This window comes from Sphingomonas sp., from assembly GCF_019635455.1.
GTDB lineage: Bacteria > Pseudomonadota > Alphaproteobacteria > Sphingomonadales > Sphingomonadaceae > Sphingomonas.
The window spans coordinates 141,866-159,243 of sequence record NZ_JAHBZJ010000004.1 but is presented as its reverse complement, the minus strand read 5'-3'; the positions used below and the strand labels follow the sequence as shown (position 1 = coordinate 159,243).

Below are 17,378 nucleotides of genomic sequence, written 5' to 3'. Positions count from 1 at the left end.
AAATCGGCAGCGGAAACGTTAACCCGGACGCGCTATATCCCCGGTGGAAACCGGGACAGGCACGTGCTGCGGCGATTTACGCGACTACAGCTTCGGGGAATAGCGGCGGCGCTGCTCGCGTCGCTGATCGGCGCGGGCTTTTCGGCCCATGCCGGCCTCACCGCGCTACAGGCGGCCGAACAGGGCGCGCGCGCCAGCGGCCCGAAGCCGACCGGATATGAGGCGGACGATCATTTTCCCGGCGCGGCGCTGTATCAACTGGCCGATGACGATCAGACCGGCGCGCCCGGGATGGGCAGCACCGGCACCGTCGATCTGCCCGACGCGCCGGTGCCGGACGGCGCGACGATCGATCCGACGCTGCGACCCGCCGCGCCGTTCCGGCTTGCCGGGTCGAAGCAGGACCGGGCGCGCGCGCTGCAATGCCTGACGACCGCCATCTATTACGAAGCCGCGACCGAACCGGATGACGGCCAGCGCGCGGTGGCGCAGGTGATCCTCAACCGGGTGCGCCACCCCACCTTCCCCGCCACCGTCTGCGGCGTCGTCTATCAGGGCTCGGAAAAGGCGGGGTGCCAGTTCAGCTTCGCGTGCGACGGATCGATGGCGAAGCGGCCACAGCGCGAATATTGGGACCGCGCGGCACGCGTCGCCGCCGACGCGCTGGCGGGTGCGGTGTTCGCACCGGTCGGCCTCGCCACGCATTATCACACTTATGCGGTCACCCCGCGCTGGAACAAGTCGCTGGTGATGACCGGCGTGTTCGGCGCGCACTTCTTCCACCGCTGGAAAGGCTATTGGGGTACCGCCGCCGCCTTTACCCAGGGGTATCGCGGCAACGAACCTTTCCCCGGACCAAAGGAGCGCGTCGCCGCAGCCGCAGCGCCCGCTGCGCCCGCCACGCCGGCCTTGGCGTCCGACCGATCAGCTTCGCCGGCCACCCCGGTTGCCAAGGCGCCGCCCGCCGATGTGGTGGAAAAGGCCGGCAATCCCCTGCTTCGCCCCCAGGTCGCCGCCGCCGCAGGCCCCGCGCCCCGACGCGCGGCATCGCGGCGCGAACCGGTGCAGAGCGGCGACGTGCTGCCGCAATATGCCGAGTCGCCCGAGGCGCAGATCCTCGACAGGTGGAAGGACAGCGGCAAGCCGATCCGCTGATACGAAACGGCCCCCGCCGCAGGGGGCGGGGGCCGTCGTGCGTCAGGAAGCTGCCGGATTAGCGGCGGCGCTCCCAATCGCTGCGCTCCCAGCGGATCTTGCGCGCCAGGATGTCGAAACGCCGGTCAAGGTCGCGGCGTTCGGCCATCGTCAGGCCCGGCGCGGACCGGCGATAGCGTGCCTCCAGCGCGGCGATCCCGCGAAATTCGGCGCGCAGACGTGCCGCCTCGACCCGCGTCAACTGACCGCTGCGCACGCCCTGATCGATCCGGCGATCGAGCTGCGCCTGACGCTGATTGATATTCCACCAGCCGGTATCGCCGCGGCGATCGTCGTCCCGGCGCTCATACCGGATCCGGGCCGACAGCGCGTTGAAGCGGCGATCGAGGTCGCGACGCTCGTTGAGCGTCAGGCCCGGTGCCGAACGGCGATAGCGATATTCAAGCTGGGCGATCTGGCGATATTCGGCGCGCAGGCGCGCCGCCTCGCTTCGCGTCAGCTGCCCGTTGCGGACACCCATGTCGATCCGCTGGTCAAGCTGCGCCTGGCGCTGGTTGATGCTCTGCCACCCCTGTGCATTCGCTGCGGGGACGGCGGCGGTCGCGATGCCGAGTCCGGCGATCGCCAGTGCGATCTTCTTGTTCATGGTCGTTCTCCTCATCCAGATTTCGATCCGCTCGCTGCGGTAGGGCGATAATGTTGCCGGGATGTCGCAGTGATTTGACCGGATCGTCGCTTTTGTGTCGCGGCGTGTCGCAGCCGCAGATGCTTCGTTCATCTTCGTTAACGCGGGCGAAGCGTTTTACCTTGCCAAAACACCTCGGATTCACCATCTAGTCGGTATGCTGAACCTGCTTTCCCTCGTCGTCGGCATCATCGCCTTTCCGCTGATGCTGGTCGCCCTCATCCCGCTGCTCGGCTGGCTCAACTGGCTGGTCGTGCCGCTCGCTGTGCTCGGGCTCGCCCTGGGCGCGCTGTCGGATTCGAATACCGGCCGAAATCTCAACATCGTCGTGCTGCTGGTCGGCATGGTCCGCCTCTGGCTCGGCGGCTTCATCCTGTGACGGCAAAGGGGTCCGGTTTCCCGGACCCCTAGCGCGAACGTCACCTTAGCGGCAGCGCACGTTGCCGCGATCGATCGACGCGCCCAGCGCCGCGCCGCCGGCTGCGCCCAGCAGCGTACCGAGCACGCTCGACCGCCCGTTGGTCAGCGCATTGCCGAGCAGTCCGCCCGCCACACCGCCGACGATCAGGCCGGTGGTGCCGTCGCTGCGGCGGCAGTAATAGCGCCCGTCGCTGCCACGATAGATGCGGTCCGCCCGCGTCAGGCGGCGCTCCTGATAATAGCGGCCGTCGCGATAATAGCGGTCGGCATAATAGGTGCGCTGACCGCGCTCGTAGCGATTATAGTCGTAGTTACGATACTGGCGCCAATCGCGCATGTCCGCGCGGCGATCCTGTTTCGCATCGCGCAGCTCGCGCTGATATTCGCGCCACGCCGCGCGGCGTTCGGCCGGGGTGCGGGCGCGGGCCAGATCGCGCTGATAGTCGCGATAGGCGTCGCGGGTTTCCTGGCGATATTCGCGCTGCGTCTCGCGCGGCGTCTGCTGCGCCATCGCCGGAATCGGCGACAGTGCCACGGACGCCATCGCGGCGATGATCATCGGGGTACGCATCATATTCTCCTGCCTTTTATTGTGGCGCATCAACGATCGACGCGTCCGGCAGGTTGCGTGAACGAAAAACTACCCTGCGTTCATCTGCCGGCCAGTTTCAGATGCGCGCGGTTCCGGGATAGGCGAACAACAGATCCGCGTCCTCCGACGCGGTGAGCGTCGCCGCCCCCTCCACCGTCACACACATGCCGGCGGTCCAGGTCACGCCATCGATCTCCCCCGCGCCGGCGACCGGGACCAGCCAGCCCTTCACCCCGTCGGGCAGGCGAATCGCGCGATCGCCACCCGGCCAGCGCTCGACGACGAATTTCGGCCCTTCGACCAGGATGGTGCGGTGCGGCGACACCTCGCCCGGCATCGGCGCGGGAACAAAGGGTCGCGCATCGGCCACCGCTACGCCATCCTCAAGATGCAGCTCGCGCGGGCGGCCATAATCATACAGGCGATAGGTGGTCTCGCTGTTCTGCTGAATCTCGATCAGCGTGAGGCCCGCCCCGATCGCGTGAACCGTCCCCGAGGGCGCGTAGAAGAAGTCGCCGGCCTTGACCGGCTTCCAGTCGAGCAGGCGCTCGATCGATCCGTCCAGCGCCGCCGCGCGCAACGTCGCCGCGTCGATCGGCTGGTGGGTGCCGAGTGCGATCGTCGAATCGGGTTCCGCATCCAGGATGATCCAGCATTCGTCCTTGCCGCGCGGCAGGCCGCGCGCATGCGCCTGCGCGTCGTCGGGATGGACCTGCACCGACAGCTTCTCGCTGGTGAACAGATATTTGACCAGCAGGTCCGGCGTGCTGTCGCCGGGCGCCTGGAACCAGATTTCGCCGACCGGTTCGCCGCCCGGCGCGGGATCGGCAAATCCGGGATACAGGCGATGGCGTCCCCATGGCTTTTCGACCCGGTGCGTGGTGAGGGCGGTGGCTGACATCTCAGGACTCCGGAATTGCGGGACGCGCACTGCAAAACGTCACCTCTGTGACGTTCGATCCCGGCGCGGGCAAGCACCCGCAAAAAACATTTCGCAAGCCGCCCATCGCTCGGCTAAGAACCCAGCCCATGCGTATCCTCTCCGCCCGTCCGCTCGCGCTCGTGTGTATCGCCGCGCTTGCCTTTTCGACCGCCGCGTGCAGCCGTGGTGGCGGCAAACGTGCCGACCTGCCCTATATCGCGCGCGATGTCGGCACGCTCTACACGGCCGCCAAGGACCGGCTGGACAAGGGCCAGTACAAGATCGCCGCCGCCCTGTTCGATGAGGTGGAGCGCCAGCACCCCTACTCGATCTGGGCGCGCCGCGCGCAGCTGATGGGTGCCTTTTCCTATTATCTCGACCGCAATTACACCCAGGCGATTCAGTCGGCCCAACGTTTCCTGGCGGTCCATCCCGGCAATCGCGACGCCCCCTATGCCTATTATCTGATCGCGCTCAGCTATTATGAGCAGATCAGCGACGTGACCCGCGACCAGAAGATTTCGCAACAGGCGCTCGACGCGCTGTCCGAACTCAATCGCCGCTATCCCAATACCCGCTATGCCGCCGATGCGCGGTTGAAGATCGACCTGGTCCGCGACCATCTCGCCGGCAAGGAGATGGAGGTCGGGCGCTATTATCAGGTGCGGGGCCAGTGGCTCGCCGCCATCATCCGTTTCCGCACCGTGGTCGATGACTACCAGACCACGACCCACACGCCCGAAGCGCTGATGCGCCTGACCGAGAGCTATCTGGCGCTCGGCGTGAAGGATGAGGCGCGAAAGGCCGCTGCGGTGCTCGGCGCCAACTATCCCGGCACTCAATGGTATGAGCGCGCCTACGACCTCATCCAGAAGCACGGCGCGACGGTTCCGGTCCCCGCTTCGGTCGCGCCTGCGGCCAAGCCGATCCGCGACGACAAGCCGATCCGTCCGTCGGACACCAACTGACCGCGCATCGCGGCGCGGATCCGTTTCGGCGGAGCGCCGCGCCGGCGCGCGTCACGCGCGTCGTGCGGCGCCAGCATGCAATTCGCCTCTCCCACGCCGGAACAAAAAGGGGTAATGGGCGCGCATGCTGACCGCGCTCTCCATCCGCGACGTCGTCCTGATCGAGGCACTGGACCTCGATTTCGACGCCGGGCTGGGCGTGCTGACCGGCGAAACCGGTGCCGGCAAATCGATCCTGCTCGATTCGCTCGGCCTTGCGCTCGGCGCCCGCGCCGACAGCGGGCTGGTGCGGCAGGGCGCGGCACAGGCAGTGGTGACCGCGGTGTTCGATCCCGCCGATCCGGCGGCGCTGGCTGCGCTGCTCGCCGAATCGGGGCTGGACTATGACCCCGCCGAACCGCTCACCATCCGCCGCCTGGTGAAAGCCGATGGCGGCAGCCGCGCGTTCGTCAACGATCAGCCCGCATCGGCCGGCCTGCTGCGCGAACTGGGTGGGCAGCTTGTCGAAATTCACGGCCAGCACGACGATCGCGGCCTGCTCAACCCGCGCGGCCATCGCGCGCTGCTCGACGCGTTCGGCCGGCTCGACACCGATGCGGTCGCGCGCGCGCATCGCGCGATGCGCGACGCCGACGACGCGCTGGCCGCCGCCCATGCCGAACAGGATGCCGCCGCGCGCGATCGCGAATGGCTCGACCATGCCGTGGCGGAACTTCGCGCGCTGGCCCCGGAACCCGGCGAGGAGGATATTCTCGCCGCCCGGCGCGCGACGATGCAGCGCGGCGAAAAAATCTCGAGCGAGCTTCAGGGCATTGCCGACCTGCTCGACGGTGCCGATGGCGCGCTCACCCGGCTGCGCCAGGCGGCGCGGATCCTGGAACGCATTTCCGACGATCACCCGGCGCTTGGCGAGGCGCTCGCCGCGCTCGATCGCGCGCTGATCGAGGGGAGCGCGACCCAGCAAAAGGTGGACGAGGCGGCAGAGGCGCTCGCCTTCGACCCCGCCGCGCTGGAGGCGGACGAGGCGCGCCTGTTCGACCTGCGTGGCCTTGCCCGCAAACATCGCGTCCAGCCCGACGATCTCGCCGATCTCGCCAGCACGCTCGCCGACCGGCTCGCCCGGATCGAGGGTGGTGCGGATACGCTCGCCCGGCTTGCGGCGGAGCGCGACGCGGCCGAGCGCGCCTATGCCGCCGCCGCCGAGGCACTCTCGACCGCACGGACCGCCGCCGCGTCGCGGCTCGATGCTGCCGTCGCCGCCGAACTCGCGCCGCTGAAGCTCGATGCCGCGCGCTTCCGCACCGTCGTCGCCCCGCTGCCCCGCGATCAATGGTCCGCCGCCGGCAGCGACCGGATCGAGTTCGAGGTATCGACCAATCCCGGCGCGCCGTTCGCGCCGCTGGTCAAGATCGCTTCAGGCGGCGAATTGTCGCGCTTCATCCTCGCGCTCAAAGTGGCGCTGGCGGAGGAAGGCGGCGCGCGCACGCTGATCTTTGACGAGATCGATCGCGGCGTCGGCGGTGCGGTCGCCAGTGCGATCGGCGAGCGGCTGGGCCGGCTGGCGCGCGGGGCGCAGCTGCTCGTCGTGACCCATAGCCCCCAGGTCGCCGCGCGCGGCAACCACCATCTGCTGATCGCCAAGAGCCATGACGGCACGGTAACCCGCACGGGAGTGCGTGCGCTGGACGACGCGGCGCGGCGCGAAGAGATCGCCCGCATGCTGTCGGGCGCCCAGATCACCGACGAGGCCCGCGCCCAGGCGGAAAGGCTGCTTGAGGCGGCCTGAACGCTTGCAATGTCGCACATCGTCTGCTTGCCTCACGCCATGCGCTTCTTCCTCTCCCCCGCCCGCCCCCATCTCCCCTCGTCGACCGCCGCCGGCATGCGCGGGCATGCCCGGTTCGGCGGCCTGTCCCTGGGTATCGCGGCGGCATTGCTGGCCTCCGCCAGCGCCGCGTCGGCGACCCCGTCGGAGGATTTTCAGAAGCTGCTCGCCGAGCATTTCGCCTGGGTGCTTAAGGAAAATCCCGGCTTCGCGCGCTCGATCGGCGTCGATACCGATCCGACCGCGGTCGGCGATTCCACCCTCGCCGCCGCCGATCGGCGCGCACGGCAAGAGGGCGTGTTCCTCAAGCGGCTCGACGCGATCCCGGATGCCGGCCTGTCGCGCAGCGAGCGTACCGACAAGGCGATCCTCCACCGCCTGTTGGCCGAGGATATCGAGGAGAACAGTTTCGGCCAGCGCACGATCCTGTTCACCAGCTATTCCAATCCCTGGCAGGGCATGTTGTACGGCGCCGAACGCACCGCGTTCCGGACCAAGGCGGATTATGCCAATTACCTCACTCGCCTCGAAAAATTCCCGGCCACCAATCAGGTGTGGCTGGACATCACCGCGCAGGCGCTCAAGGGCGGCTATGTCCAGCCCTGTGTCACGCTGGTCGGGTTCGAAAAGACGATCACGGGGGTGATCCAGGACGACGCGGCGCAATCGCGCTTCTACACCCCCTTCACCCGCGCCAAGCCACTCGACGCGAGCGACGCCGAATGGGCGGCGCTCCAGGCGCGCGCGAAGCAGGTCATCACCGGCACGCTCAATCCGGCCTATGCGAAGGCCGCCGAATTCTATCGCACCCGCTACGCCCCCAATTGCGCGAAGGCGGTCGGGGTCTCTGCGCAGCCGGGCGGCGACAAATATTACGCCTTTCGCATCCGCCAGCTGACCACCACCAACTATACCGCAGACCAGATCCACAAGATCGGGCTGGACGAGGTCGCTCGAATCCGCAGCGAGATGGACAAGGTGGCGAAGGATGCGGGGTATGAGAGCCGCGAGGCGTTCATCAAGGAGCTTCGCACCAATCCCAAATATTATCCGAAGACCGCTCAGGAGCTGATGGCCGCCGCCGCGCTTCAGGCAAAGACGATCGACGGCAAGATGCCGGGCTATTTCTACAAGCTGCCGCGCCTGCCCTATGGCCTGCGCGCGATCCCCGCCGAAACCGCGGAGGGGACGACCACCGCCTATTACGGGCCGGGCAATCCGGAACTGGGCTTTGCGGGCAATTATTACGTCAACACCTCAAAGCTCGATCAGCGTCCGCTCTGGGAGCTGCCGGCGCTGACCGCGCATGAGGCGGTGCCGGGCCACCATATGCAGATCGCGATCCAGCAGGAGCTGGAGACGAGCAAGTTCCGCCGCTATCTCGCCAGTTTCACGGCCTTTACCGAAGGCTGGGGCCTGTACGCCGAACGCGTCGGGATCGAGATGGGCATCTACGACACGCCCGAAAAGCAGATGGGCCGCCTGTCCTATGAAATGTGGCGCGCGTGTCGCCTGGTCGTCGATACCGGTATCCATTCGAAGGGGTGGACCAAGGAACAGGCGGTGAAGTTCATGCTCGACAACACCGCCCTGTCGGCGGCGAACATCGATGCGGAGGTCAACCGCTATATCAGCTGGCCGGGCCAGGCACTCGCCTACAAGCTGGGTGAACTCAAGATTCGCGAGCTGCGTGCGCGCGCCGAAAAGGCACTGGGGACGAAATTCGATCTCAAGGGCTTTCACGATGCGGTGATCGGCCAGGGCGCGGTTCCGCTCGACGTGCTCGACGCACAGATCGACGACTGGATCGCGACGGAAAAGACGAAGACGTGACCCGTCGCCGGCGCGGTCACGTGATCGCGATGGCCACGCTGCCCGGGCAATCGCCAACGCTTCCTTAACCTCGTCCTGTCATCACGCGTTCCCGAAACTGGAGCGTGATGATGGGCCGCCGCGCCGAATTGCTTGCCGTCCTACTTCTGCCTCTCGCCCTCGCGTCCTGCGGCGGCGGGCAGGACCAGAATGTCGATGCGCTGGACGACGAAATCGCGGGCAACAGTGCCGACCCCCAGCTGATGGGGGCGCTTCAGGACCAGATCATGGTCGATCCGCAGCTGGCACAGCAGTCCAACAAGGATGCGATCCGTCCGCCCAGCCAGCCCTATTCCGCCCCGGTTCCCGCCGAAACGGTCGCCGCCGCCACCCCGGCGCGGCCAAAGGACGGCGAACTGCTCAAGGCGCCCGCCCCGAGCGAAGGGAAGAGCGACGCCATCGCCGCCCGCGAAGAGGCGGTAACGCTGGGCGGCCTCGCGGCGCGGCAAAAGGACCCGCGTACGGCCCAATGCGCAACAAAGCTCAACTACTCGGCCGCCTGGGCCGCGCGCATGCCCGCCGACATGCCGCTCCATCCCCAGGCCCGGATCGTCGAGGCCGCCGGTGCGGAAGGTGGCGCATGCGGCCTGCGCGTCGTCAGCTTCTCGACCCCGCAGCCGCTCGAGACGATGATCGACTGGTATTACACCCGTGCCATTCGCGGCGGCTACACGGCCGAGCATCAGGTCAAGGACGGCCAGCATGTGCTGGGCGGGACAAAGGGTGACGCGGCCTATGTCGTGTTCCTTTCCGCCCGTGCCGACGGCGGAACCGATCTCGACCTGATCGCCAACCGGGGTAGCTGAACGGTCTCTCCCAGGGGGCGGTGGCCGGTCGCACTGGCCCCCGCCCCCGAACCGCGCTAACGGCGGAGAATGCTCCATCTTCTTCTCGTCATGCTGGGCGGCGCGATCGGCGCCGGCGCACGGCATCTGACCGGCCGGCTGACGCTTGCGCTGTTCGGCCCCAATTTCCCCTGGGGGACGCTGACCGTGAACATTCTGGGCGGGCTGATGATGGGCCTGCTCACCGGCTGGCTGGCCGCGCGGGCGGGCGGCGATTCGGCGCTCCGTTACCTGCTGGGGGTCGGAATGCTCGGCGGATTCACCACCTTTTCGGCGTTTTCGCTGGACACGGTGCTGATGCTCGAACGCGAGCAGTTCCTGCTTGCCGGTTTCTATATCCTGTCCTCGGTCATCTTCTCGCTGGCGGCGCTGTTCGCCGGCCTTCAGATCGCGCGGGGCCTGGCATGAGCGCCGACGCCGCAAATGTGCGCCAGTTCACCGTCGCGCTCGACGATGACGGAATCCGCCTGGACCGCTGGTTCAAGCGACATCTGCCCGATGCCAGCTTCAATGTCGTCTCCCGCTGGGCGCGCACCGGACAGTTGCGCGTCGATGGCGCGCGCGCGACGCCGGGCGATCGCATTCAGGCGGGACAGGTCATTCGCGTCCCGCCGGCCGACTCCGCGCCCGCCGTCGCCGCGCGGCCCAAAAAGGCACGCGTCACGCTGTCGCCCGAACAGGTCGAATTCGCCGAATCCATGGTGATCCACCGCGACGATCAGGCGATCGTCCTGAACAAGCCGCCGGGGCTGGCGACGCAGGGCGGCACCAAGACGCACGATCATGTCGATCAACTGCTCGACGGCCTCTATTTCGATCTGGATGCCCGCCCAAAGCTGGTCCACCGGCTCGACAAGGATACGTCGGGCGCGCTGGTGCTTGCCCGCACTGCCCGCGCCGCCGCCTTTTTCTCCAAGAGCTTTTCGGGGCGCACCGCGCGCAAGACCTATTGGGCGATCGTCGTCGGCGTGCCGGATATCGACGATGGGTTCATCGACCTGCCGCTCGCCAAGCAACCCGGGACGGGTGGCGAAAAAATGCATGTCGACGAGGCGGAGGGGCAACCCGCGCGCACCCGCTATCGCGTGATCGATCGCGCCGGAAACCGCGCGGCATGGGTGGAGTTGCAGCCGCATACCGGGCGCACGCACCAGCTGCGTGTCCATATGGCGGCGATCGGACATCCGATCGTCGGCGACGGCAAATACGGCCTGGCCGACGCCTTCCTGTCGGGCAGCATCAGCCGCAAGATGCATCTTCACGCCCGCCGCATCCGTATCGACCATCCCGATGGCGGGAAGCTGGACGTGAGCGCCGATCTGCCGACGCATTTCGCCGAGACGCTGGCCAGCCTGGGATTCGACATCGCCGATGGCGACGCGATGCCGGTGGACGAAAAGGCCCCGCCGACGCGCGAGCAGCAAAAGGCCAAGGCAAAGGCACATGCCAAAACCGTGCGCAAGGAACGTCGCGGCGAACGGCGTGGGCGCGGAAACCGGCGCTGATGCACCCCAACCCCGCCTTTCGGTGGCCGGACGTCGCGGCGATGCGCGCTTTCGTGCGCGATGCCACGTTCGGCAGTTTGTTCGTCCAGACACCTGCCGGCCCCCGTGCCGTCCATGCGCCGGCGGTGGTTCTGGATGCCGACGCACTGGGCCTGCACTTCAGCCGATCGAACGCGGCCAGCCATCCGGGCCTTGCCGGTCAGACCGCGCTGTTCGTCGTGCAGGGTCCGCACGCCTATGTCAGCCCGGACTGGTATGGCCTGGGGCCAGACGAGGTCCCAACCTGGAACTATCTTGCGGTCGAGGTCGAGGGGACACTCGAACCGATGACGCGCGACGACCTGATCGCACAGCTCGACCAGCTTGGCCACGAACAGGAGGCACGGCTGGCCCCCAAGACGGAATGGACCCGCGACAAGGCGGACCCCGCCCGCATCGACGCGATGCTGAACGCGATTCAGGGCTGGCGGCTGAACGTGACGGAGTGGCGGGGAAGCCGCAAGATCGGCCAGAACAAGCCCGCAGCCGCCCGCCGCGTGGCTGCGCAGGCGCTGGCCGCGCTGGGACAGGACGGGATCGCCCGGGCGATGCGGGACGGGCTGTGAACCGGTTCCCGTACTTCGGCCACACGGCGCGGCGCGCCATGGCTTTCTCCTGCTCCCGTCTGCTTGGGGGAACAGGCGGCGAAGCCCCGCTCATGCCCGGGGCGGACGGGTGACCCGGCTGGCGATCTTCGATTGCGACGGCACGCTGGTCGATTCGCAGGCGAATATCTGTCGCGCGATGGAGGCGTGCTTCGCCACCTACCGGCTCGATCCGCCGCCCCGTGACGCGATTCGCCGGATCGTCGGCCTCAGCCTGGTCCCGGCGATCGCGACGCTGCTCCCGGACGCGGAGGCGGATCAGCACGCCGCGATGGCCGAAACGTACAAGCACGCCTTTTTCCGCATGCGCAGCGATCGCACGCTCGACCCGGAACCGCTGTTCGACGGGATTGCGGCGGCGATCGACGCGCTGGAGCAATCCGGCTGGCTGCTCGGCGTCGCGACCGGGAAATCCGACCGTGGCCTTGCCGCGATCCTCGATCATCACGGTCTTGCCGACCGGTTCGTCACGCTTCAGACCGCGGATCGGCATCCGTCGAAGCCGCACCCCTCGATGCTGGAAGCGGCGATGGCGCAAGCGGGTGCCTTGCCCCAGAATACGGCGATGATCGGCGATACCAGCTTCGACATGGCGATGGCGGTCGCGGCCGGCGCCCATCCGATCGGGGTTGCATGGGGCTATCACGACGCCCATGAGCTTCATTCGGCCGGGGCGCGGCACGTCTGCATGCACGCCGCGCAATTGCCCGACCTGCTGGAGGCGATGTGAACCAGGATCCCGCACGCGGCCGCTATTATGCGATGATCTCGACCCAGATCGCCGCCGTCGCCGGTGCGGTGTTCGGACTCGTCATCATCGGGCGGAGCGATGTGCTCGAGCTGAAGATTCTCGGGGCCGCGATCCTGATCGCCGGCCTGTACTGCCTTGCCGTCGTGCCACGCGCACTGGCCCGCAAATGGCGCACGCCCCCGGCCCCATGAAACGGTTCTGGACCGATGTGGAGGTCGTCCCGATCGATGGTGGGTTCGACGTGCATCTCGATGCCCGGCCGATCCGGACGCCGGGGCGTGCGCCGCTTCGCCTGCCGACCGCCGCGCTTGCCGAAGCGGTGGCGGATGAGTGGCGCGCCGTCGGCGACGCGATCGACCCGCGCGCGATGCCGATCACCGGCCTTGCCAATGCGGCGATCGACCGGATCGCGCCCGATCCCGGTGCCTTTGCCGCCGGGCTGGCCGCCTATGGCGAGAGCGATCTGTTATGCTATCGCGCGGAACATCCGCTGGAACTGCGGCTTCGGCAGGATGCGTTCTGGGATCCCCTGCTCGCCTGGGCGCGGGATCGACATGGGGCGGATTTGCGCCCGACCACCGGGATCATCCACTGCCCACAGCCGGCCGCCAGCCTCGCGGCACTGGCCGGCGCATTAGCCCGATATTCTCCGTTCGAACTCGCCGGCCTGTCTCCGCTGGTCACGATCACCGGATCGCTGGTGGCGGCACTCGCGCTGTTCGATCGGGCGGTGACGGCGGAGGATGTGTGGGCGGCCGCCAATCTGGACGAGGATTGGCAGGTCGAACATTGGGGCGAGGACGATCTCGCGCGCCAGAGCCGACAGGCGCGCCGCGCCGAGTTCGACGCGGCCGCACGGTTCCTGTCGCTACTCTAGCGGCGGATCGGCCGGCTCTGCGGACGCCACTTCCGGCTCGACGGACTGTTTCGGCTTTGGCAGCGCCCAGGCGATGACCGCGCCCGCCGCCAGCCAGCTCGCGACCTCGCTGATCCACAGATAGATGTAATAGCCCCAGGGCGCGTGGTTGAAGATCGGCTGGCCGATCTGGCTGTAGGCGGTGATCGCGACCGCGAACAGACCGACGATCGTCAGCCGACCGCCAAAGGTCATGCCGCGCGTCACCCGCTCCAGCGCAAAGGCGAGGATCAATGTGCAGACGATGCCGAGGATCAGGCCGCCGAGCATCGCGCCGGTGTCGAGCCGGGCAAATCCCTGGGCATTGAACATCACGAGCGCGACCGGCCCTTCGCCATAGGCCTGGGTGCCGAGCGGCGTATCGGGCCAGGGGATCGGATAGGCGCCGGTGCCGAGCGGACCGAGATATTGTTTGAGCGATGCCTGGATCGCCACGCTGGCGGCATCGTCGGTGCGCCCCAGCGCCAGCATGCTGAGCGGGGTTCCCCAGAAGATGAAGCCCACGATCCACATCGCCAGACCGCCCAGCAGTCCGCCCAGCATCACTCTCGGCATCGTCATTCTCCCTTTTCGGCGGGTAGAGACTAGCGCGTCGCGAGGCCCATTTCGATAGCTTCCTCCTGCCGTTCGCGGATGAAACCGATCAGGCCGGGCTTGCGCGAGCGCTTTTCACGCTCGGCTTTCAGGATCGTGTGGACCTTCTGGAAACAGGCTTCGACATCGTCGTTCACGACGACATAGTCATAGCCGTCCCAATGACTGAGTTCGCGCTCGGCACGGCGCATGCGGAATTCGATCACTTCCTCGCTGTCGGTCTGGCGCGCGCGCAGGCGCCGTTCCAGTTCGCGCAGCGACGGCGGCAGGATGAACACGCGGACCACGTCCCCACCCTCCAGCTGGAACAGCTGCTGTGCGCCCTGCCAATCGACATCGAACAGGACGTCCTGCCCCCCGGCCAGCATCGCCTTCACCGGCGCGCGCGGGGTGCCGTAGCGATAGTTGAACACGTGCGCCCATTCGAGGAACTCGTGCCGCGCCACGCGCGCCTTGAACTCTTCGGTGGACAGGAAATGATATTCGCGGCCGTCCTCCTCCCCCTCCCGGATCGGGCGGGTGGTGGCGGACACAGAAACGCCCATGCCCGGTTCGGCCTGAAGCAACTTTCGGGCGATCGTCGATTTTCCCGCCCCTGAGGGAGAGGACAGGACGAACAACACGCCCCTGCGATCGAATTCGAACTGGGATTCGCGCTGCGCCATGGGGGCCTTTGGCGCGGCGATACGGACTTCGTCAAGGGAGCGTGGGTCAGGATCGGCGCCGATGGCGGCCGGTGAGGAACGACCAGAGCAGAATCGCGCCGCCAATCACCCACCCGAACGGACCCATGCGAGTCAACGCGCGCTGACCCACCGCGCCCAGGATTGCGCCCTTGACGCCGCCACGGCCATCGCGGCGATCGATCGCCCGACCGAGCAAGGCGCCAAGCAACGCCCGGATCATGCCGGCGCCGTATCGCGCCTGCGCGTCAGATATCGGTAGCCGAGCGCCGCCGCGCCCAGAACGATCGCGGCCGGAACGACACGCTTCGTCACGCGCCACGCCGCGATACCGGCGATGGCGCCGAGCGTCCCGCCCTCTCCATCGCGTTCATCGATGCGCTTGCCGATATAGCCCGCAATCGCGTCCCCGATCATCGGTCGAACCCCTTCATCCCGGTGGCAAGATCGAACAACTCGTCCAAGCCGCGAAATCCATACCATATCGCCGTGCCGGCAAGACCGAGCGCAAGGCCGCCGGCCAGAGCGCTGATGATCGAAACGTCCATTAACCAATCCTCCGCTGTCGGAGGAGAAAAAGCGCAACGCCCGTCCGGGTTCCGTGATCCGCCGATCAAATCATCGATTCGGGGCGCACCACGCGGTCAAAGGTGGCCGCATCGACCAGCCCCAGCTTCAGCCCCGCCTCGCGCAGGGTCAGTCCCTGTTCGTGCGCGGTCTTCGCGATCCTGGCGGCATTGTCATAGCCGATTTCGGGCGCAAGCGCGGTGACGAGCATCAGCGAACGCGCGACCAGCTCCGCGATCCGCTGCTCATTCGCCTCCAGGCCCTCGACGCAGCGCGCCGCGAAGCTCTGCATCCCGACGCTGAGCAGATGGATCGAGCGGAGCACGGCCGCGCCGATCATCGGTTTGAACACATTGAGTTCCAGATGCCCCTGCATCCCGCCGACGGTCACCGCCTGATGGTTGCCGATCACCTGTGCGGCGACCATGGTCAGCATCTCGCACTGGGTCGGATTGACCTTGCCGGGCATGATCGAACTGCCCGGTTCATTGGCCGGAAGTTCCAGTTCGCCCAGGCCCGAACGCGGGCCGGAGCCGAGCAGGCGGATGTCGTTGGCGATCTTCGTCAGCGCAACCGCAAGGCTCGACAAGCGGCCCGCGAAATCGACCAGCGTGTCGTTCGAGGCCAGCGCCTCGAACTTGTTCGGTGCGGTTTCGAAGCCGATGCCGGTCAGATCGGAAAGCGCGGTCGCCATATCGACCGCGAACCCCTCGGGCGCGTTCAGCCCGGTGCCGACCGCAGTGCCGCCCTGCGCCAGTCGGGTCAGCGCCTGATCGAGGATCGGCACCGTCCGCACCCGTGCCAGCCGGAGCTGCGCATAATAGCCGGAAAATTCCTGCCCCAGCGTGATCGGCGTCGCATCCTGAAGATGCGTGCGCCCGATCTTGACGATGCCGTCCCACGCTTTTGCCTTGTCGAGCAACGCCGCCGTCAACCGGTCGAGCGCGGGCAACAGGTCGCGTTTCGCCGCGATCACGGTCGCGACGTGCAGCGCCGTCGGAAAGCTGTCGTTCGACGACTGGCTCATATTCACATGATCGTTGGGATGGACCGGCGATTTGCCGCCGCGCCGCCCGGTCAGCATCTCGTTCGCGCGGCCGGCGATCACTTCGTTCACGTTCATGTTGCTTTGGGTGCCGCTGCCGGTCTGCCAGATGACCAGCGGGAACTGATCGTCCAGCCTGCCCGCCGCCACCTCCTGCGCCGCCGCCTCGATCGCATCGGCGAGCATCGCGTCCAGCCCATGCCGGCGATTTACCCGCGCCGCCGCCTGCTTCACCAGCGCGAGGGCATGGACGATGCCGATCGGCATCCGCTCGGTCGCGCCGAATGGAAAATTCTCGATGCTCCGCTGGGTCTGTGCGCCCCAATAGGCGTCGGCGGGAACCTCGATCGCGCCGATCGAATCGGTTTCGGTACGGGTTTCGGACATGGGAGGACTCCTGACTTCCTTGCCGGTGCGCGGCACGCGCCACGGCGCTTATCTTCAGTCGCGCACGGGCATCGCTGGTCGAGCACGGGGCCGGATCACGGGCGACAACCGGCCGCGTCTCCGGCCCCCGCCCGCTCCCGAACGGCCTTGCCCGGCCTGACCACCCGGGCGACGGGTGCAAGCAGATCGGTCGCATTGCCACCGCGACCAGGTGGATCAGACGCCGCTGACCGTCACCGCCGTGCCGCTCGCCGAAACCATGAGCATCGATCCGCCCTGGCCGATCACCTCATAATCGAAATCGATGCCGATGACGCCGTTCGCGCCCATCGCGCGCGCCTCGTCCTTCAGCTCCTCCAGCGCGGTCTTGCGCGCTTCCTTGAGCGGTCGCTCATAACTGCCCGATCGCCCGCCGACGATGTCGCGGATGCCGGCGAACAGATCGCGGAAGATGTTCGCGCCGATGATCACCTCTGCCGTCACGATGCCGTGATAGCGGGTGACGGCATGGCCATCGACGGTGCTGGTAGTCGTCAGGATCATGGATCAGCCTCCCTGGGTCGGGGGCATTCTAGCCGGCGGGGGGCGGCTGAGTCGATCGCTCCCCGGCATGCGTCACCCCGGCCCAGGGCCGGGGCGACGGAAGGTCGCTGCGATCAGGCCATGCCGAGCGCGGCGCGATAGGTTTCGAGAAGTGCGTCCTGCTCGTCCAGCTGATGCTTCTCCATCTTCCGCAGGCGGATGATGGTACGCATGATCTTCGCATCGAACCCGGTCGCCTTGGCCTCCGCATAGACATCCTTGATGTCGTCCGCGATGCCCTTCTTTTCCTCTTCCAGCCGCTCGATCCGCTCGATCAGAAGGCGCAGCTGCTCGGCCGAAATCGAGTCGCTCATGTCTTGCTCCCGCTATGGTGAACGGGCGCGTCTAACGGCTGGGCGGGCGAGCGCAAGGGCAGCGCGGCGGATCCTTGTGGATAGCCCGCGCATCGCCGCCCCGCTC

23 protein-coding genes are annotated in these 17,378 nt (G+C 67.3%); 12 read left to right on the top strand and 11 right to left on the bottom strand.

Annotated elements, in window-relative coordinates; translation table 11 throughout:
• Positions 1–63 precede the first annotated feature (63 nt).
• A complete protein-coding gene (locus tag KF783_RS07245) occupies positions 64–1,155 on the top strand; it encodes a cell wall hydrolase (RefSeq protein ID WP_294077791.1) in 1,092 nt (363 codons plus the stop codon).
• Between the two features lie 58 nt (positions 1,156–1,213).
• Here KF783_RS07245 and KF783_RS07240 read toward each other — a convergent pair whose 3' ends face one another.
• Positions 1,214–1,801, bottom strand: a complete 588-nt coding sequence (locus KF783_RS07240) for a hypothetical protein (protein ID WP_294077790.1) — start codon at positions 1,799–1,801, stop codon at positions 1,214–1,216.
• 196 nt (positions 1,802–1,997) lie between these two features.
• On the opposite strand from KF783_RS07240, the gene KF783_RS07235 reads away from it, so the two are divergent.
• Positions 1,998–2,219, top strand: a complete 222-nt coding sequence (locus tag KF783_RS07235) for a hypothetical protein (RefSeq protein ID WP_294077788.1) — start codon at positions 1,998–2,000, stop codon at positions 2,217–2,219.
• 45 nt (positions 2,220–2,264) lie between these two features.
• On the opposite strand, the gene KF783_RS07230 is transcribed toward KF783_RS07235, so the two are convergent.
• Both KF783_RS07230 and KF783_RS07225 read right to left on the bottom strand, forming a co-directional pair.
• Positions 2,265–2,831: a glycine zipper 2TM domain-containing protein gene (locus tag KF783_RS07230; protein ID WP_294077787.1), complete on the bottom strand. Its 567-nt coding sequence runs from the start codon at positions 2,829–2,831 to the stop codon at positions 2,265–2,267.
• 97 nt (positions 2,832–2,928) lie between these two features.
• On the bottom strand, positions 2,929–3,753 hold the full coding sequence (locus KF783_RS07225; protein ID WP_294077785.1) for a class I mannose-6-phosphate isomerase: 825 nt from the start codon (positions 3,751–3,753) through the stop codon (positions 2,929–2,931).
• Between the two features lie 128 nt (positions 3,754–3,881).
• Here KF783_RS07225 and KF783_RS07220 point away from each other — a divergent pair, with 128 nt between their 5' ends.
• From KF783_RS07220 to KF783_RS07175, 10 genes are all read left to right on the top strand, one after another.
• Entirely contained in the window at positions 3,882–4,742 is an 861-nt protein-coding gene (locus KF783_RS07220) for an outer membrane protein assembly factor BamD (protein WP_294077784.1), read from the top strand.
• A 124-nt stretch (positions 4,743–4,866) separates the two neighbouring features.
• A complete protein-coding gene (gene recN, locus KF783_RS07215; RefSeq protein ID WP_294077783.1) occupies positions 4,867–6,528 on the top strand; it encodes a DNA repair protein RecN in 1,662 nt (553 codons plus the stop codon).
• Between the two features lie 39 nt (positions 6,529–6,567).
• Positions 6,568–8,400, top strand: coding sequence for a DUF885 family protein (locus KF783_RS07210; protein ID WP_294077781.1), 1,833 nt, complete (start codon positions 6,568–6,570; stop codon positions 8,398–8,400).
• 110 nt (positions 8,401–8,510) lie between these two features.
• On the top strand, positions 8,511–9,245 hold the full coding sequence (locus KF783_RS07205) for a hypothetical protein (RefSeq protein ID WP_294077779.1): 735 nt from the start codon (positions 8,511–8,513) through the stop codon (positions 9,243–9,245).
• A gap of 69 nt (positions 9,246–9,314) precedes the next feature.
• Positions 9,315–9,692 carry a fluoride efflux transporter CrcB gene (gene crcB / locus KF783_RS07200; RefSeq protein WP_294077778.1) on the top strand — a complete coding sequence of 126 codons (378 nt, stop codon included), beginning with the start codon at positions 9,315–9,317 and terminating at the stop codon, positions 9,690–9,692.
• Entirely contained in the window at positions 9,689–10,789 is a 1,101-nt protein-coding gene (locus KF783_RS07195) for an RluA family pseudouridine synthase (protein ID WP_294077777.1), read from the top strand. The genes crcB and KF783_RS07195 overlap by 4 nt, the downstream gene beginning before the upstream one ends.
• Positions 10,789–11,394, top strand: a complete 606-nt coding sequence (locus KF783_RS07190) for an FMN-binding negative transcriptional regulator (RefSeq protein ID WP_294077776.1) — start codon at positions 10,789–10,791, stop codon at positions 11,392–11,394. The genes KF783_RS07195 and KF783_RS07190 overlap by 1 nt, the downstream gene beginning before the upstream one ends.
• A 109-nt stretch (positions 11,395–11,503) precedes the next feature.
• Positions 11,504–12,163 carry an HAD-IA family hydrolase gene (locus KF783_RS07185; protein WP_294077775.1) on the top strand — a complete coding sequence of 220 codons (660 nt, stop codon included), beginning with the start codon at positions 11,504–11,506 and terminating at the stop codon, positions 12,161–12,163.
• Positions 12,160–12,375: a hypothetical protein gene (locus KF783_RS07180; protein WP_294077774.1), complete on the top strand. Its 216-nt coding sequence runs from the start codon at positions 12,160–12,162 to the stop codon at positions 12,373–12,375. The genes KF783_RS07185 and KF783_RS07180 overlap by 4 nt, the downstream gene beginning before the upstream one ends.
• The gene (locus KF783_RS07175; protein ID WP_294077773.1) at positions 12,372–13,061 is read left to right on the top strand and encodes an ATP12 family protein; all 690 of its coding nucleotides are present in this window, start codon (positions 12,372–12,374) and stop codon (positions 13,059–13,061) included. The genes KF783_RS07180 and KF783_RS07175 overlap by 4 nt, the downstream gene beginning before the upstream one ends.
• On the opposite strand, the gene KF783_RS07170 is transcribed toward KF783_RS07175, so the two are convergent.
• From KF783_RS07170 to KF783_RS07135, 8 genes are all read right to left on the bottom strand, one after another.
• Positions 13,053–13,661, bottom strand: coding sequence for a hypothetical protein (locus KF783_RS07170; RefSeq protein WP_294077772.1), 609 nt, complete (start codon positions 13,659–13,661; stop codon positions 13,053–13,055). The genes KF783_RS07175 and KF783_RS07170 overlap by 9 nt on opposite strands.
• Before the next feature lie 23 nt (positions 13,662–13,684).
• A complete protein-coding gene (gene gmk, locus KF783_RS07165; RefSeq protein ID WP_294077771.1) occupies positions 13,685–14,359 on the bottom strand; it encodes a guanylate kinase in 675 nt (224 codons plus the stop codon).
• A 46-nt stretch (positions 14,360–14,405) separates the two neighbouring features.
• A complete protein-coding gene (locus KF783_RS07160) occupies positions 14,406–14,600 on the bottom strand; it encodes a hypothetical protein (protein ID WP_294077770.1) in 195 nt (64 codons plus the stop codon).
• Positions 14,597–14,794 carry a hypothetical protein gene (locus tag KF783_RS07155; protein WP_294077769.1) on the bottom strand — a complete coding sequence of 66 codons (198 nt, stop codon included), beginning with the start codon at positions 14,792–14,794 and terminating at the stop codon, positions 14,597–14,599. Before KF783_RS07155 ends, KF783_RS07160 begins: the two co-directional genes overlap by 4 nt.
• Positions 14,791–14,925 carry a hypothetical protein gene (locus KF783_RS07150; RefSeq protein WP_294077768.1) on the bottom strand — a complete coding sequence of 45 codons (135 nt, stop codon included), beginning with the start codon at positions 14,923–14,925 and terminating at the stop codon, positions 14,791–14,793. Before KF783_RS07150 ends, KF783_RS07155 begins: the two co-directional genes overlap by 4 nt.
• Positions 14,926–14,990: 65 nt before the next feature.
• Positions 14,991–16,376 (bottom strand): class II fumarate hydratase, encoded by a 1,386-nt coding sequence (fumC, locus tag KF783_RS07145; protein WP_294077766.1) that lies wholly within the window; start codon positions 16,374–16,376, stop codon positions 14,991–14,993.
• Between the two features lie 216 nt (positions 16,377–16,592).
• Positions 16,593–16,919: a heavy metal-binding domain-containing protein gene (locus KF783_RS07140; protein WP_294077764.1), complete on the bottom strand. Its 327-nt coding sequence runs from the start codon at positions 16,917–16,919 to the stop codon at positions 16,593–16,595.
• A 113-nt stretch (positions 16,920–17,032) separates the two neighbouring features.
• The gene (locus KF783_RS07135) at positions 17,033–17,272 is read right to left on the bottom strand and encodes a DUF2312 domain-containing protein (protein ID WP_294077763.1); all 240 of its coding nucleotides are present in this window, start codon (positions 17,270–17,272) and stop codon (positions 17,033–17,035) included.
• Positions 17,273–17,378: the final 106 nt, after the last annotated feature.

Bases quoted from the DNA above. Each gene is read 5' to 3' on its own strand.
- KF783_RS07240 (WP_294077790.1), bottom strand. From the start codon at position 1,801: ATGAACAAGAAGATCGCACTGGCGATCGCCGGACTCGGCATCGCGACC.
- KF783_RS07235 (WP_294077788.1), top strand. From the start codon at position 1,998: ATGCTGAACCTGCTTTCCCTCGTCGTCGGCATCATCGCCTTTCCGCTG.
- KF783_RS07230 (WP_294077787.1), bottom strand. From the start codon at position 2,831: ATGCGTACCCCGATGATCATCGCCGCGATGGCGTCCGTGGCACTGTCG.
- KF783_RS07225 (WP_294077785.1), bottom strand. From the start codon at position 3,753: ATGTCAGCCACCGCCCTCACCACGCACCGGGTCGAAAAGCCATGGGGA.
- KF783_RS07220 (WP_294077784.1), top strand. From the start codon at position 3,882: ATGCGTATCCTCTCCGCCCGTCCGCTCGCGCTCGTGTGTATCGCCGCG.
- recN (WP_294077783.1), top strand. From the start codon at position 4,867: ATGCTGACCGCGCTCTCCATCCGCGACGTCGTCCTGATCGAGGCACTG.
- KF783_RS07210 (WP_294077781.1), top strand. From the start codon at position 6,568: ATGCGCTTCTTCCTCTCCCCCGCCCGCCCCCATCTCCCCTCGTCGACC.
- KF783_RS07205 (WP_294077779.1), top strand. From the start codon at position 8,511: ATGGGCCGCCGCGCCGAATTGCTTGCCGTCCTACTTCTGCCTCTCGCC.
- crcB (WP_294077778.1), top strand. From the start codon at position 9,315: ATGCTCCATCTTCTTCTCGTCATGCTGGGCGGCGCGATCGGCGCCGGC.
- KF783_RS07195 (WP_294077777.1), top strand. From the start codon at position 9,689: ATGAGCGCCGACGCCGCAAATGTGCGCCAGTTCACCGTCGCGCTCGAC.
- KF783_RS07190 (WP_294077776.1), top strand. From the start codon at position 10,789: ATGCACCCCAACCCCGCCTTTCGGTGGCCGGACGTCGCGGCGATGCGC.
- KF783_RS07175 (WP_294077773.1), top strand. From the start codon at position 12,372: ATGAAACGGTTCTGGACCGATGTGGAGGTCGTCCCGATCGATGGTGGG.
- KF783_RS07170 (WP_294077772.1), bottom strand. From the start codon at position 13,661: ATGACGATGCCGAGAGTGATGCTGGGCGGACTGCTGGGCGGTCTGGCG.
- gmk (WP_294077771.1), bottom strand. From the start codon at position 14,359: ATGGCGCAGCGCGAATCCCAGTTCGAATTCGATCGCAGGGGCGTGTTG.
- KF783_RS07160 (WP_294077770.1), bottom strand. From the start codon at position 14,600: ATGATCCGGGCGTTGCTTGGCGCCTTGCTCGGTCGGGCGATCGATCGC.
- KF783_RS07155 (WP_294077769.1), bottom strand. From the start codon at position 14,794: ATGATCGGGGACGCGATTGCGGGCTATATCGGCAAGCGCATCGATGAA.
- KF783_RS07150 (WP_294077768.1), bottom strand. From the start codon at position 14,925: ATGGACGTTTCGATCATCAGCGCTCTGGCCGGCGGCCTTGCGCTCGGT.
- fumC (WP_294077766.1), bottom strand. From the start codon at position 16,376: ATGTCCGAAACCCGTACCGAAACCGATTCGATCGGCGCGATCGAGGTT.
- KF783_RS07140 (WP_294077764.1), bottom strand. From the start codon at position 16,919: ATGATCCTGACGACTACCAGCACCGTCGATGGCCATGCCGTCACCCGC.
- KF783_RS07135 (WP_294077763.1), bottom strand. From the start codon at position 17,272: ATGAGCGACTCGATTTCGGCCGAGCAGCTGCGCCTTCTGATCGAGCGG.